At 75.3% G+C, this 13482-nt stretch carries 12 protein-coding genes; 7 read left to right on the forward strand and 5 right to left on the reverse strand.

From position 1 onward, the window contains the following. Positions 1-267: 267 nt before the first annotated feature. On the reverse strand, positions 268-1179 hold the full coding sequence (locus IE265_RS06010; protein WP_373302906.1) for a DUF3027 domain-containing protein: 912 nt from the start codon (positions 1177-1179) through the stop codon (positions 268-270). Between the two features lie 349 nt (positions 1180-1528). Between IE265_RS06010 and IE265_RS06015 the strand changes: the two genes are divergently transcribed. From IE265_RS06015 to IE265_RS06030, 4 genes are all read left to right on the forward strand, one after another. Further along, complete coding sequence (locus IE265_RS06015; RefSeq protein WP_190034296.1) at positions 1529-2950, forward strand: MFS transporter; 1422 nt, start codon at positions 1529-1531, stop codon at positions 2948-2950. A gap of 71 nt (positions 2951-3021) precedes the next feature. Next, a complete protein-coding gene (locus tag IE265_RS06020; protein ID WP_190034297.1) occupies positions 3022-3507 on the forward strand; it encodes a hypothetical protein in 486 nt (161 codons plus the stop codon). Between the two features lie 19 nt (positions 3508-3526). Continuing rightward, positions 3527-4282 (forward strand): futalosine hydrolase, encoded by a 756-nt coding sequence (locus IE265_RS06025; RefSeq protein ID WP_190034298.1) that lies wholly within the window; start codon positions 3527-3529, stop codon positions 4280-4282. Continuing rightward, the gene (locus IE265_RS06030; RefSeq protein ID WP_190034299.1) at positions 4266-5120 is read left to right on the forward strand and encodes a 1,4-dihydroxy-6-naphtoate synthase; all 855 of its coding nucleotides are present in this window, start codon (positions 4266-4268) and stop codon (positions 5118-5120) included. The genes IE265_RS06025 and IE265_RS06030 overlap by 17 nt, the downstream gene beginning before the upstream one ends. A gap of 84 nt (positions 5121-5204) precedes the next feature. On the opposite strand, the gene IE265_RS39090 is transcribed toward IE265_RS06030, so the two are convergent. Further along, a complete protein-coding gene (locus tag IE265_RS39090; protein ID WP_190034300.1) occupies positions 5205-5588 on the reverse strand; it encodes a cold-shock protein in 384 nt (127 codons plus the stop codon). A 749-nt stretch (positions 5589-6337) separates the two neighbouring features. Here IE265_RS39090 and IE265_RS06040 point away from each other — a divergent pair. Continuing rightward, positions 6338-6592 carry a hypothetical protein gene (locus IE265_RS06040; RefSeq protein WP_190034301.1) on the forward strand — a complete coding sequence of 85 codons (255 nt, stop codon included), beginning with the start codon at positions 6338-6340 and terminating at the stop codon, positions 6590-6592. Between the two features lie 39 nt (positions 6593-6631). On the opposite strand, the gene IE265_RS06045 is transcribed toward IE265_RS06040, so the two are convergent. Beyond that, entirely contained in the window at positions 6632-7273 is a 642-nt protein-coding gene (locus IE265_RS06045; protein WP_190034302.1) for an HAD family hydrolase, read from the reverse strand. 52 nt (positions 7274-7325) lie between these two features. After that, on the reverse strand, positions 7326-8348 hold the full coding sequence (locus IE265_RS06050; protein ID WP_190034303.1) for a hypothetical protein: 1023 nt from the start codon (positions 8346-8348) through the stop codon (positions 7326-7328). Between the two features lie 141 nt (positions 8349-8489). On the opposite strand from IE265_RS06050, the gene IE265_RS06055 reads away from it, so the two are divergent. Further along, positions 8490-11069: a helicase C-terminal domain-containing protein gene (locus tag IE265_RS06055; protein WP_190034304.1), complete on the forward strand. Its 2580-nt coding sequence runs from the start codon at positions 8490-8492 to the stop codon at positions 11067-11069. A 133-nt stretch (positions 11070-11202) separates the two neighbouring features. Further along, a complete protein-coding gene (locus IE265_RS06060; RefSeq protein ID WP_190034305.1) occupies positions 11203-12846 on the forward strand; it encodes a DNA repair helicase XPB in 1644 nt (547 codons plus the stop codon). A gap of 365 nt (positions 12847-13211) precedes the next feature. On the opposite strand, the gene IE265_RS06065 is transcribed toward IE265_RS06060, so the two are convergent. After that, on the reverse strand, positions 13212-13400 hold the full coding sequence (locus tag IE265_RS06065) for a hypothetical protein (protein ID WP_190034306.1): 189 nt from the start codon (positions 13398-13400) through the stop codon (positions 13212-13214). Positions 13401-13482: the final 82 nt, after the last annotated feature.

The following is a 13482-nucleotide window of genomic DNA, read 5'->3' on the forward strand; positions in this document are numbered from 1 at the left end:
CGTCCGCACGCGGTGGCCCGGTCGCCGCAAGAAGGTACCGCGCGGGGTGGGGTGCGCATGCCCGGCCGGCAGCGGGGCATGCGGCCGCGCGCCGACGGGTGCGGGACGGCCGGGACGAACAGGGCCGGCCGAGGACCGGCGGGACCGGCCGGACGGGTCGCGGGGACGGCCGGACGGGGCGCGGGTCGGTGGGGAGCGCGGGACCGACGGCGCGCGCCGCTTCGGCCCGCGGCGGGCGAACCGGGCCCGCTCCGTACCGCGCGGGCCTCAGGAGTGGCCGAACTCCGACGACTCCTCGTCCGCGGTGAGCGGCACGGAACCCGAGTCCGGCGAGGGCCGCAGCGGGAAGGGGTCCACCCGGGTCTCGTCGACCACCGGCTCGGCGGGACGCGGCGGTTTCGGCACGACGGCGGCCTCGGAGTGCCCTCCGCAGCCGTAGGACAGGGAGACCACGCGTCCGTCCGCGGGGGAGAACTCGTTCGCGCAGACGCCGAAGGCCTGGCCGAGCGATCCGCCGATGGGGTTGAGGAAACCGCAGCTCACGCAGGTGGCGGGGGCGGCCTGGGCCATCGCCGACTTGGGCCCGTAGGTCTCCTCCCAGCGGTCGGCCGCGACGTGCAGCCCGTACCGGGACAGCACACGGGCCCGCCGCATGCCGAGTTCCTCGGCGACGGAGGTGATCGAGCCGCGGGTGGGCACGGCCGGCGGGATCAGCGGCTGCGCGGCCGCGGTGTCGTCCGCGTCGGCGGGCTCCTCGGCGAACGAGTTCGGCGCGGGCTCGTCCTCGCCGGAGTAGCCGGGCTCCAGCCGCAGGTCCTCGGCGTCCGTGGGGAGCAGGTCGCCCGGGCCCATGTCCCCGGGCCGCAGGCGCTCGCTCCACGGCACCCACTCGGGGGCGAGCAGCGCGTCCGTGCCGGGCAGCAGCACGGTCTCGTCGAGCGTGACGACCTTCGCCCGGGAGGCCCGGGCCACGGTCACCGCCCAGCGCCACCCCCGGTAGCCCATCTCCTTGCACTCGAAGAAGTGCGTGACGACGCGGTCCCCTTCGCTGACCATCCCCGCGTGCTCCCCGACGACGCCGGGCGCTGCGGCCTCCTCGGCGGCGGCCCGGGCGAGGCCGACTGCCTCGGCGCACAGACGGTCGGGGGTCCGGCTTCGCGTTGTCGCGCTCACAGGTATCGCTTCTCTCCTACGCCGTCTCACGGGTGCGCCATCCCTCGACGGGGTGCGGACGGAGCGGACCAGGGGGCCGCGTCGACGTCCGCGCCCGATCGCACTCGGGCGCGCCTACGTCATCCATTCTGCGGGATGGCCGAGAGGCGCGCGGCCGAGAACAACTGCCGCGGGCGCGTTACGCACGCTACCGTCTTGTCGGCGCTGGGCCTACACCGCGGTCTCTTCGCGACCGCGCGGCGTGGCTCCGCCGGCCCACTCTTTCGGGCCCCGGGCGGCGGCTCACGACGTCCACTCAGCCCCTATACGCGCGGTAACCGCACTACGTTCGCCCTTCTCGGGGCACTATGACGTAGTGGCAGCCGCAAGGTCGCCCCACGGTGCCACCGGGATCGGTGGTGCCGGGGCGGGACGGACAGGCGGATCGGGCCCGGTGCGCGGGGCCGTCCGTTCCGTCGGGCGTGCCCTGCGTCTGCCGTTCACCGGGACGGCCAAGGGCATCAGGAAGGCGACGCACGCGCACGGCGCTGGCGAGTCGGGCCTCGGCAAGCTGATCGAACTGCACGGAGTGAACGGCGCCGGTGACGTGATGATCACCGTGGCGCTCGCCTCGACGGTGTTCTTCTCGGTCCCCACGGACGAGGCGCGCGGCCGGGTCGCGCTCTACCTCGCGATCACGATGGCGCCCTTCACGCTGCTCGCCCCCGTGATCGGGCCGCTGCTGGACCGTCTGCCGCACGGCCGCAGGGCCGCCATGGCGGGCGCGATGCTGGCCCGCGCGTTCCTGGCCCTGCTGCTGTCGGGCGCGGTCGTCACGGGCGGCATCGAGCTGTACCCCGCCGCGCTCGGCGTCCTGGTGGCGTCGAAGGCATACGGCGTGGTCAGGAGCGCCGTGGTGCCCCGGCTCCTGCCACCCACGTTCTCGCTGGTCAAGGCGAATTCGCGGGTGACTCTGGGCGGGCTCCTGGCCACCGGTGTGGCCGCTCCGATCGGGGCGGGGCTCCAGGCACTCGGGCCGCGGTATCCGCTCTACGGCGCCTTCGTGATCTTCGTGGCGGGCACGATCCTGTCGTTCTCGCTGCCCCGGAAGGTGGACTCGGCGAAGGGCGAGGACACGGCCCTGCTGGCCGCGGACGAGAAGCACCTGCACGGGCCGCACCTGAAGCCGCCCAAGCGGCCTGGGCTGCGCACGGTCGGCACGGCGGTCACCCACGCGCTGGCCGCGAACGCCTCGCTGCGCTGCCTTTCCGGGTTCCTGATCTTCTTCCTGGCGTTCCTGCTGCGCGAGCATCCGCTGGCGGGCGCCAGCGCGGCGGTCTCGCTGGGCATCGTGGGCGTCTCCGCGGGCGTGGGGAACGCGCTGGGCACGGCGGTCGGCGCGGCCCTGCGGTCCCGGGCCCCGGAGCTGATCATCGTGACGGTGGTCGCGGCGGTGCTCGCCGTGGCCATCACCGCAGCGGTGTTCTTCGGCGTGGTCCTGGTGGCGGTGCTCGCGGCGTTCGCCGGGTTCGCGCAGGCGCTGTCCAAGCTGTCGCTGGACGCCCTGATCCAGCGGGACGTGCCCGAGCTGGTGCGGACCTCGGCGTTCGCGCGCTCGGAGACGCTGCTCCAGATGGCCTGGGTGTTCGGCGGGGCGATCGGCATCGCGCTGCCGCTCAACGGCACGCTGGGGCTCTCGGTGGCCGCCGCGATCATCGCGATCGGCTGGCTCTCGACGGTCCGCGGGCTGCTCGGCGCGGCGCGGCAGGGCGGCCGCCGACAGGCCCGTGTGGCGTGATCCGGGGCGCGGCGCGCCGCGTAGCGCACCCGCGTAGCCGGGCTGCGGGACGCGCCCGATAGCCTTCGGGCATGAGCTCCCAGCGTCCCCTTGCGCGCCGCCGCCGCGCCGTCGCCGCCGCCGGCGCCGTTTCCGCCGGACTTCTCGTCCTGTCCGCCTGTGACAAGCCGACGCCGATGGCCACCGTCACGGTCGGTTCGCACTCGGTCAGCACCGAGGCCGAGTGCTACAACGACGGCGAGAAGATCAGCCGCGAGGAAGCGACGAAGTGCGCCCTCAAGAAGGCCTCCGACACGATCAGCGTCCCGCAGGGCGAGACGCTGCGGATCGGTGTCGACCCGGAGATCGCGGACGAGGGCTGGGCCCTGTGGCTCAACGGCCAGCAGGTCACGTCCCCGTTCAAGAAGACGTACTACGCCTTCGAGGGCGTCGACCTCTTCGCCGACCAGCAGGGCCAGGCCGCCCCGAAGACGATCTACATCAGCGTCGTCCAGCAGGACAAGGCCGGCGCGTACCGGGGCGTGTGGAACTTCAAGCTCGAGAACGCCGACGCCTGAGCCGGGCGGTCGGTCCCGAATGCGCGTCCTCGTAGCCACCGCGGTCCCCGCCGAGCGGGACGCGGTGGCCGCGGCCTTCCCGGCGCCGGCGCGCGAGCGCGTGGCCCCCGGCGTGGTCCTGCGGAGTGTGGCGCTGCCCGGCGCGCCGGGTCCGGCGCGCTCCGGGGACGGCCCCTTCGCGGCCGACCTGCTCGCCGCGGGGGTGGGTCCCGCCGCCGCGGCCGCCTCGGCGGGTGCCGCGCTCGCCGCCGCCTCGCTCGGCGGAGCCCCGTACGACCTGGTCGTCTGCGCCGGGATCGGCGGCGGGTTCCCGCCCGACGCGCCGGTCGGCTCGCTCGTGGTGGCCGACCGGATCACCGCCGCGGACCTCGGCGCCGAGACCGCCGACGGCTTCGTCCCGGTCACCGAACTGGGGTTCGGGGTCGTCACGCACGTCCCGCCCGCGTCACTCGTACGGGAGGCCGCGGCCGCCACGGGAGCGCTCACCGGGGCCGTCCTCACCGTCAGCACCGTGACCGGCAGCGCCGGGCGCGCCGCCGAACTGCGCAGGCGGCATCCGGAGGCGCTCGTGGAGGCGATGGAGGGCTTCGGGGTCGCGGAGGCCGCCGCCGCGCACGGCGTGCCCGTACTGGAGGTCCGTGCCGTGTCCAACCCCGTCGGCCCCCGCGACCGCGCCGCCTGGCGGATCGGCGAGGCCCTCGCCGTACTCACCGGGGCGTTCGGGAAGCTGGCACCCGTACTGGAGAGTTGGAACCGACATGACCGCACCCACTGACCCGCTGAAGATCGCCTACTCCCCCTGCCCGAACGACACCTTCGTCTTCGACGCCTGGGCGCACGGCCGCATCGCCGGCGCGCCCGCGCTGGACGTGACGTTCGCGGACATCGACATCACCAACGGCATGGCCGAACGCGGTGAGTTCGACGTCCTGAAGGTCTCGTACGCCGTGCTGCCGTACGTGCTCGACGAGTACGCGCTGCTGCCCTGCGGGGGCGCTCTCGGGCGCGGCTGCGGCCCGCTGGTCCTCACCCGGGAGCCGGGCACCGACCTCACCGGGCGCACGGTCGCCGTGCCGAGCGAGCGGTCGACGGCGTACCTGCTGTTCAGGCTGTGGGCCGCGGACACCGTGCCGGGCGGGGTCGGCGAGGTCGTCGTGCTGCCGTTCCACGAGATCATGCCCGCCGTACGGGACGGGAAGGTGGACGCGGGACTCGTCATCCACGAGGCCCGCTTCACCTACCGCGACTACGGACTGCACAAGCTGGCCGACATGGGCGAGCACTGGGAGGCCACCACCGGGCTGCCCATCCCGCTCGGCGCGATCATCGCCAAGCGGTCCCTGGGCGCCGAGGCGCTGCGCGGGCTGGCCTCCGCCGCCCGCGCCTCGGTCCGCGCGGCCTGGGACGACCCGTCGGCGTCGCGCGCCTACGTCCTCGACCACGCCCAGGAGATGGACCCCGCGGTGGCCGACCAGCACATCGGCCTGTACGTCAACGAGTTCACGGCCGACCTCGGCGAGGACGGCTACGCCGCGGTCCGCGGACTGCTCGCCCGCGCGGCGGCGGAGGGGCTGGTCCCCGCGCTCGCCCCGGACGCGCTGGCCTTCCCCTGAGACCTCGCGCGGTGTGCCCGTGCCGGCCGGGGGCCACCGCTGCCGGTGCCCCCGGTCCGGGCGCGTCCGCGCGTGCCCGCCCGGTCAGACGTCCAACTGGTCGGCGACGGCACGGAGCAGGCCGGCGATCTGCTTCCCGGACGCCTTGTCCGGGTAGCGGCCCTTCTCCAGCATGGGCGTGATGTTCTCCAGGAGGGTCGTCAGGTCCTGGACGATGGAGGCCAGTTCGTCCGGCTTGCGGCGCTGTGCGGCCGCGACGGAGGGCGTGGGGTCCAGGATCGTCACGGAGAGGGCCTGGTCGCCGCGCTGACCGGCGACCACTCCGAACTCCACGCGCTGGCCCGGCTTGAGAGCTTCGACTCCGGCGGGCAGGACCGAGGAATGGACGAAGACGTCGCCGCCGTCGTCACGGGAGAGAAAGCCGAAGCCCTTCTCGCTGTTGAACCACTTGACCTTGCCAGTCGGCAAAGCACACACCCACTTCCGCTACACAAGGCCAACCGTTTGAACCAGCCTACCGGGGCTCTCCCCACTCGTTCACCTGAGAAAACGGAGAAGGCCCACCCCTGATGGGGAGTGGGCTCAAAGTGTCTGCAGGGACGGCCGGTCGAGGTCCCGGACGCGCCTGGCACGGCAGGCTCCGGGGGCCGCCGGCGCCTCCGCCGCGCCGCCAACGCCGCCGTGTCTACCCGCGAGTTGGCTGCCGGGGTGTTCCGATGCGCCAGCGAAGCGCCGGACGCGGCGGGAATCGCCCGCGGCCCGCCCGGGTTTCCGCGGCTTTACCGGCTTTCCCGGCTTTCCGCACGGGCGGCATCCGAGAAATGCCCTTGTCCGGTTTCCCGCAAGGGACTTCGGAGCGCTCTCCGCCGTATTCGCCCGGCGGGCAGCCGTTTCCACCCGTTTCCCGGCGCCCCGGCCGGGCACCGCCCCGCGGGAGCGTCCGCGCCGACCCGCCCCGTGCGCACGCGGTACTGACCGGACCTGCCCCGCCGTGCCGCCGTCCTGCCAGGCGCCGGGGCGCACGCCGCACCCCGGGCCTTCCCCGCCGTCCCGTCGTCCGGCAGGCACCGGGACGCCGGGCCCACGCACCGGGGTGCCGGGCCCACGCGCCCCGCGCCTCCCGGACGCCCGGCACCCCGCAACCCCACCGGCGCCCGGCACCCGCCTCCGGAGGCGGCGCCGGACCGTCCCGCCCCGCCGGGAACTACGCTGAGGGGGTGCGTGACGAAACCCAAGCGAATTCCCCCGCCACCGGGGACGGCCTGATCCGTGCCGGTGCGATCGTCTTCTTCCTCGGCGCCCTGGCCACACTGGTCACCGTGGCCCCGATGCTGCTCGGGACGACGCCCTTCCCGACCTACATGTTCGGCCTGAGCATGCTCATGGGTGTCGGATTCCTGATCGCAGGGGCGGGGGTGCTGCGGTCGATCGCCGCGGGACGCCGCCACGCCCGCGGGGCGCAGAGCGGCTGACCCGGCCCGCCGCCGGGGCTCCCCTCCCGCGGGGCCCCGTCAGACGCCCGGCCGGGCTCCGGACGCCCGCTCCCGGTGGCCCGCCAGCCACGCGGGGAACTCCGTGAGGTCGGCGAGCACCACGTCCGCGCCCGCCGCGCGCAGTTCCCGCTCGTCGCAGGGTCCGGTGGCCACCGCCACGGACAGCGCGCCCGCCGTACGCGCGCCGCGCACGTCCCCGGTGTGGTCGCCCACGTACACGTCCGCCCCGTGCGCCCGCAGCGCCTCCGCCTTGCCCTCGGCCCACAGGTCGCCGACCAGGGCGTCGGCCTCGATGCCCAGGTGGTCGAGGTGGAGCCTGGCGCTCGGCTCGTACTTGGCGGTGACGACGATCGCCCGCCCGCCGACGGCACGCACCGCCGCCAGCGCCTCGCGCGCGCCGGACATCGCCGGCGTGGGGACGATGGCGTGGGAGGGGTACATCTCCCGGTAGACGGCCGCCACGGCCTCGACCTCCTCGGCCGGGAACCAGTTGGCCAGCTCCTCCGTGAGGGGCGGCCCGAGCCGTGTCACGACCAGGTCGGCGTCTATGTACGTGCCCGTCCTCGCGGACAGCTCCCGGTAGCAGGCCCGGATGCCGGGCCGGGAGTCGATCAGGGTCATGTCGAGGTCGAAGCCGACGGTCGGCGGGAGCGAAGTCATACGGGTCATTCTGCCCGCCGGGCCGGACCGTGATCGACGGGAGTCCCGCGCCCTACCTCGGCCGCTGCGACCTCCACACCAGGTACAGCGCGGAGGCGACGGCGGCGCCCCTGAGCACCCACGGCCAGGTCTCCGCGACCGCGTCGCTCATCGCGCCCTCCGCGACGGGCGCGCCCCAGCGGCCCTCCGCACGGCCCCACAGCCAGGTGACACCGGCGGCGGCGACCAGCCCGGGAACGCCGAGCACCGCCCACTTCGACTCGGTGGGGCTGAGCCGCCGCGACAGGTAGGCGATGAGCCAGCCGAGGCCGAGCAGGACGAGGTTGCCGACGACCGCGCCGGCCACCAGGAGCGCGGCGGCCAGCAGCAGGAGCGGGTTGGACCAGCCGCCGCCGACGGGCCTCAGCCGCGGAAGGAACCGGCCGCGGCGCCTGCCGGGATCGACGGGCCCGTCCTGCTCGACGACGGGCACCGCGGGCCTCGCCCCGGCCGCCGGCGCCTTCGGCGCGGTCCCCGGCCCGTTCCCGTCCGGCTCCTCCGGCGGCGGCCGGAGCAGCTCGGGGATCTCCACGCCGCCCACGAAGCCCGGCACGGCGTCCGTCGTCCCGAAGGGGCTGCGCTCCACCCGCCACCAGTCGGTCTGGGACGACCCGAGTTCGTCCGTACCGGCGAGGTGCGGCGGGGAGGGCGCCCCGCCGGACTCCGCGGGCGTCTCCGGCTCAGCGGGGCGCGGCTTCGGGACGGCGCGGCGCAGCAGGCCGGACCGGGGCGCGGGCTCCTTGTCCCGCTGCGGGGGCAGGGCGGCGCCGGACCGGGCCCGCCGGTCGTGTTCCGCGCCGCCGGCCCCGTCGCGGCCCGCCTCCAGGACCACCGTCTCGGGGCTGCCGAGCCGGTCCAGGATGCGGCGGACCGCGGCCGGGCTGTCGGCCGCCGTCCTCGCCCGCCGCCGGTCGATCTCGCCCCGCAGCTCCGACACGAGCCGCATCCGGGTGCCGGACGGCAGCTGCCGCTGCTGGGCCAGGTCGCCCACCCGGCTCAGATAGTCGAATACGAGCTGGTCGCTCTCGATCCCCACGAAGTCCCCTCCGGGGCGCCCGTGTTGCAAATCCCCGCGCGACCGACGGTATCGCGCCGGGCACCCGCGGCGGCCCCGGGGACGGTTCCGGCTCGCACCGAGAGGGCCGGTGGCGGGGAACCACCCGCTACCGTGGATCGGATGAGCGTCCAGGAGCAGTCACCCGAGGATCCCGCGGCGGCCACCGGCGCCTCGGGAGCCCACCCGCGTTCGCTCGCGGAGGACCTGCGGGCGCGCGACGACGCCTCCCTGGCCGCGCTCCTGCGGGCCCGGCCCGACCTCGTCACCCCGGTACCCACCGACCTCACCCAGCTCGCCACCCGGGCCGGCACCCGCGCCTCGGTGGTCCGCGCGCTGGAGCGGCTCGACCGGTTCGCCCTCCAGACGGCGGAGGCGCTGGCCGTGGCCCCCGAACCGGCCCCGTACGGCACGCTCCTCGCCCTGCTGGCCGGGGACGAGGGCGATCCCGCGGTCGTCCGGGCCTTCCCCGGCGCGCTGGCGGTGCTGCGCGAACAGGCCCTGGTCTGGGGTCCCGACGACCGGCTCCGGCTGGTCCGCACGGCCCGCGAACTGCTGGCGCCCGTGCCCCAGCACCCCTCGCCGACGGGTCTCGGCCCGACGGTCGCCGAAGCCACCGCCGGCATGTCGCCCGGCCGCGTCCAGGAGCTCCTGACGGCCGCCGGGCTGCCCACCACCCACGACGCGGTGTCGGCGGTGGCGGCCCTGACCGACCTGTTCACGGACCGCGTCCGGATGGCCGCCCTGCTCGACACGGCGCCGCCCGACGCGCTGGACGTCCTGTCCCGGCTGGTCTGGGGGCCGCCGTACGGGCAGGTGAACGCCGATCCCGCGCCCCGGCTGCGCTGGCTCCTGGACCGCGGGCTGCTGCTGCCGACCGCGCCCGGCACCGTGGTCCTGCCCCGCGAGGCCGCCCTGCACCTGCGCGCGGGGCGTGCGCACCGGACGACAGAGCCGCTGCCGCCGGCCGTCGAACCCGCCTCCGTCCACCGTCCGCAGGTCGTCGACGCCGCCGCGGGCGGTCAGGCGTACACCGCTCTCGCCACCGTCGAGGAACTCCTCAAGGACTGGGACGAGGGCGGCCCGACCGTGCTGCGCGCGGGCGGCCTGAGCGTGCGGGACCTGAAGCGCACGGCGGTGGCCCTGGACCTGCCGGAGCCGGTCGCCGCGTTCTGGGTCGAACTCGCCTACGCGGCGGGCCTGCTGGCCTCGGACGGGGAGACCGACGAGCGGTACGCGGCGACCCCGGCCCACGACGAGTGGCTGGAGCTGCCCGCCGCCGAGCGCTGGACCCGGCTGGCCACGGCCTGGCTGGGCGCCACGCGCACCGCGGGGCTGGTCGGCGGCCGCGACAGCAAGGAGCGCACCCTGTCGGCGCTGGGCCCCGGACTGGACCGCTCGGCGGCTCCCGAGGTCCGCCACCGCGTACTGGCACTCCTCGGCGCGCTTCCCGAGGGCACCTCCGCCTCCCCCGACTCCATCGTCGCCCGCCTCCGATGGGAGCGCGCCCTGCGCGGCGCGGCCTCCTCGGACGACCTGCGGTCCAGGCTGGCCGGGTGGACGCTGGCCGAGGCGGAGTACCTGGGCGTCACCGGCCGGGGGGCGCTGTCGGCCCACGGCCGGGCCCTGCTCGGCATCGCGGCGGAGCCCCCGTCCGGCCCCGGCGCGCCCGAGGGGCCGGGCGACAAGCTCCCCGTCCCGCACCGCCACCACGCGCCGCCGCCCCCCGCGGAGCCCAGGACGCCCGCCGAGGCGGCAGCGGACGCCGTGCGGGCCGGCCGTCTGCTCGCCCCGTTCCTGCCCGAGCCGCTCGACCACGTGCTGCTCCAGGCGGACCTGACGGCGGTCGCCCCCGGTCCGCTGGAACGCCCGCTGGCGGACACGCTGGGTGTCCTCGCGGACGTGGAGTCCAAGGGCGGCGCGACGGTCTACCGCTTCACGCCGGGGTCCGTGCGACGGGCCCTGGACGCGGGACGCTCGGCGTCGGACCTGCACGCGTTCCTCGCCGCGCACTCGCGTACGCCGGTGCCGCAGCCGCTCGCCTACCTGATCGACGACGTGGCCCGCAGGCACGGCCATCTGCGGATCGGCGCGGCCTCCGCGTACGTGCGCTGCGACGACGACTCGCTCCTCAACGAGATCCTCGCCGACAAGCGGTCGGCCGGCCTGCGCCTGCGCCGCCTGGCGCCGACGGTGCTGGCCGCCCAGGCCGACCCCGCCGCGCTCCTCGAAGGGCTGCGCGCGATGGGGTTCGCACCGGCCGCCGAGTCCGCCGAGGGCGATGTGCTGATCACCCGCGCGCACGCCCACCGCACACCGCCGCGTACGGCCCCCGAGCCGGTCCCCGACGGCCCGCCGGCGCCGGACGGCACGCTGCTGGGCGCCGCGATCCGCGCGATCCGCGCCGGTGACCTTGCCTCCACGGCCCCGCACAAGGCGTCCTCGGCACCGGCCGGCAACGGGGCGCTGCCGCGCACGAGCTCCGCCGAGACGCTGGCCACCGTGCAGGCCGCCGTCCTCACCGGCGGCACCCTCTGGATCGGTTACGTCAACGCCGAGGGCTCGGCCAGCCAGCGGGTCATCGCGCCGATCCGTGTGGAGGGCGGCTTCGTCACGGCGTACGACCACACGGCCGACGAGGTCCGGACGTATCCCCTGCACCGGATCACGGGCGTCGCGGAGCTGGCCGACGATCCCGCCTGACCGGGCCCGCTCCGGCCGGGTCTCCCCCGGGCGCCGGGGGGCGCGGCCCGTTCACCGCTGCGGGGTCCCGCGATCAGGCACACTGGACGTTTGGCCGTGCACACCGCACAGCTGTGCAGAAGGGGACGCACGCGTGAATGGTCCACTCATCGTCCAGTCCGACAAGACCCTGCTCCTGGAAGTCGACCACGAGCTGGCCGGCGAGTGCCGCCGCGCCATCGCGCCCTTCGCCGAGCTGGAGCGGGCACCGGAGCACATCCACACCTACCGGGTGACGCCCCTGGGTCTGTGGAACGCGCGCGCAGCCGGGCACGACGCCGAGCAGGTCGTGGACGCGCTCGTGCTCTACAGCCGGTACCCGGTGCCGCACGCGCTGCTGGTCGACATCGCCGAGACGATGGACCGCTACGGGCGGCTCACGCTGTCCAAGCACCCCGCGCACGGCCTGGTGCTCACCACCACGGACCGGCCGGTGCTGGAGGAGATCCTGCGCTCGAAGCGGATCGCCCCGCTCGTCGGGGCGCGGATCGACGCCGACACGGTGGCCGTGCACCCCTCGGAGCGCGGCCAGATCAAGCAGACGCTGCTGAAGCTGGGCTGGCCCGCCGAGGACCTCGCCGGCTACGTGGACGGCGAGGCGCATCCCATCGGGCTGGCCGAGGACGGCTGGGCGCTGCGGCCGTACCAGAGGCAGGCCGTGGAGAACTTCTGGCACGGCGGGTCCGGGGTCGTGGTCCTGCCCTGCGGCGCGGGCAAGACACTCGTCGGCGCCGGCGCGATGGCCGAGGCCAAGGCCACCACCCTCATCCTCGTCACCAACACAGTCTCGGCCCGCCAGTGGAAGCACGAACTGGTGAAGCGGACCTCGCTGACCGAGGAGGAGATCGGCGAGTACAGCGGTACGCGCAAGGAGATCCGTCCGGTCACCATCGCGACGTACCAGGTGCTGACGACGCGGCGGAAGGGTGTGTACCCGCACCTGGAGCTGTTCGACTCGCGGGACTGGGGCCTGATCGTCTACGACGAGGTGCACCTGCTGCCCGCGCCCGTCTTCAAGTTCACGGCCGACCTCCAGGCCCGGCGGCGGCTCGGTCTGACGGCCACGCTGGTGCGCGAGGACGGCCGGGAGTCCGACGTCTTCTCGCTGATCGGCCCGAAGCGCTTCGACGCTCCCTGGAAGGAGATCGAGGCGCAGGGCTACATCGCGCCGGCCGACTGCGTCGAGGTGCGGGTGAACCTCACCGAGTCCGAGCGGCTCGCCTACGCGACGGCGGAGACCGAGGAGAAGTACCGCTTCTGCGCGACGACGGCGACCAAGCGGAAGGTCACCGAGGCGCTCGTACGGAAGTTCCAGGGGCAGCAGATCCTCGTGATCGGCCAGTACATCGACCAGCTCGACGAACTGGGCGAGCACCTGGACGCGCCGGTCATCAAGGGCGAGACGCCGAACTCGCAGCGCGAGAAGCTCTTCGAGTCGTTCCGGCAGGGCGAGATCAGCGTCCTGGTGGTCTCCAAGGTGGCGAACTTCTCCATCGACCTGCCGGAGGCCACGGTCGCGATCCAGGTCTCGGGCACCTTCGGCTCGCGCCAGGAGGAGGCCCAGCGCCTCGGCCGGGTGCTGCGCCCGAAGGCCGACGGCCACCAGGCCCACTTCTACTCGGTCGTGGCCCGCGACACGATCGACCAGGACTTCGCGGCCCACCGGCAGCGCTTCCTGGCGGAGCAGGGCTACGCGTACCGGATCGTGGACGCGGACGAGCTCCTGACGGAGAGCTGACCGGCGCGACCCGGCACGGCACACGCAGGTGGAGCTGCGGGGCCTGCGGGACCGGGCGATGACACCGGGGCGTGCACTCGGGAGGGCCGGGGCTCGCGTACTGGCGCGGGGACACCGGCGCGCGCACTCGGGAGGCGGGGTGCGCCCACTCGACCGGGCGGGAGCGCGGGGCGGGCCCGGCGGGGCGGTGGCGAACGGACTGCCGTGAGGGACCGGACGGCTCGGGGCCCGGCGGCTCGCGACCGGCGGGTCCGGGGCCGGGCGGGGCCGGGACCGGCGGGTCGGGTTTCGGGTGGGTCCGGGGCGGGGTCGGGCCGGGGAGGGGCGCGTCCGGCCGTCGGCCGGCGGGCTCCCGACGCCGACGGCTACCGACGGCGTACGCCCGCCTCCTCGCCGTACTCACCGAGGAGCACCACGTTGACGGCCGTGCCCGCGAACACCTTGACGGCACGCAGGACGTCGCCGAGCCGGTGCCGGTGGCTTCCCTGGAGAGCGGTCGCTCCGGACGGCTGACCGGGACGGACATGGGCCGGGGTGAAGGTCGCTGCACTCATGTCTCCATGGTCCGTCGCCGGGGCCCCCGCCACATCGGTCCAGGGTCCCGACCTCGGCGGTCCCCCCGTACGACTCCCGGCC

The organism is Streptomyces fructofermentans (assembly GCF_014651055.1).
Taxonomy (GTDB): domain Bacteria; phylum Actinomycetota; class Actinomycetes; order Streptomycetales; family Streptomycetaceae; genus Streptomyces; species Streptomyces fructofermentans.

Excerpts from the sequence above, each read along its gene's own strand:
- IE265_RS06020 (WP_190034297.1), top strand. The coding sequence starts at position 3,022 with ATGAGCTCCCAGCGTCCCCTTGCGCGCCGCCGCCGCGCCGTCGCCGCC.
- IE265_RS06025 (WP_190034298.1), top strand. The coding sequence starts at position 3,527 with ATGCGCGTCCTCGTAGCCACCGCGGTCCCCGCCGAGCGGGACGCGGTG.
- IE265_RS06030 (WP_190034299.1), top strand. The coding sequence starts at position 4,266 with ATGACCGCACCCACTGACCCGCTGAAGATCGCCTACTCCCCCTGCCCG.
- IE265_RS06045 (WP_190034302.1), bottom strand. The coding sequence starts at position 7,273 with ATGACTTCGCTCCCGCCGACCGTCGGCTTCGACCTCGACATGACCCTG.
- IE265_RS06055 (WP_190034304.1), top strand. The coding sequence starts at position 8,490 with ATGAGCGTCCAGGAGCAGTCACCCGAGGATCCCGCGGCGGCCACCGGC.
- IE265_RS06065 (WP_190034306.1), bottom strand. The coding sequence starts at position 13,400 with ATGAGTGCAGCGACCTTCACCCCGGCCCATGTCCGTCCCGGTCAGCCG.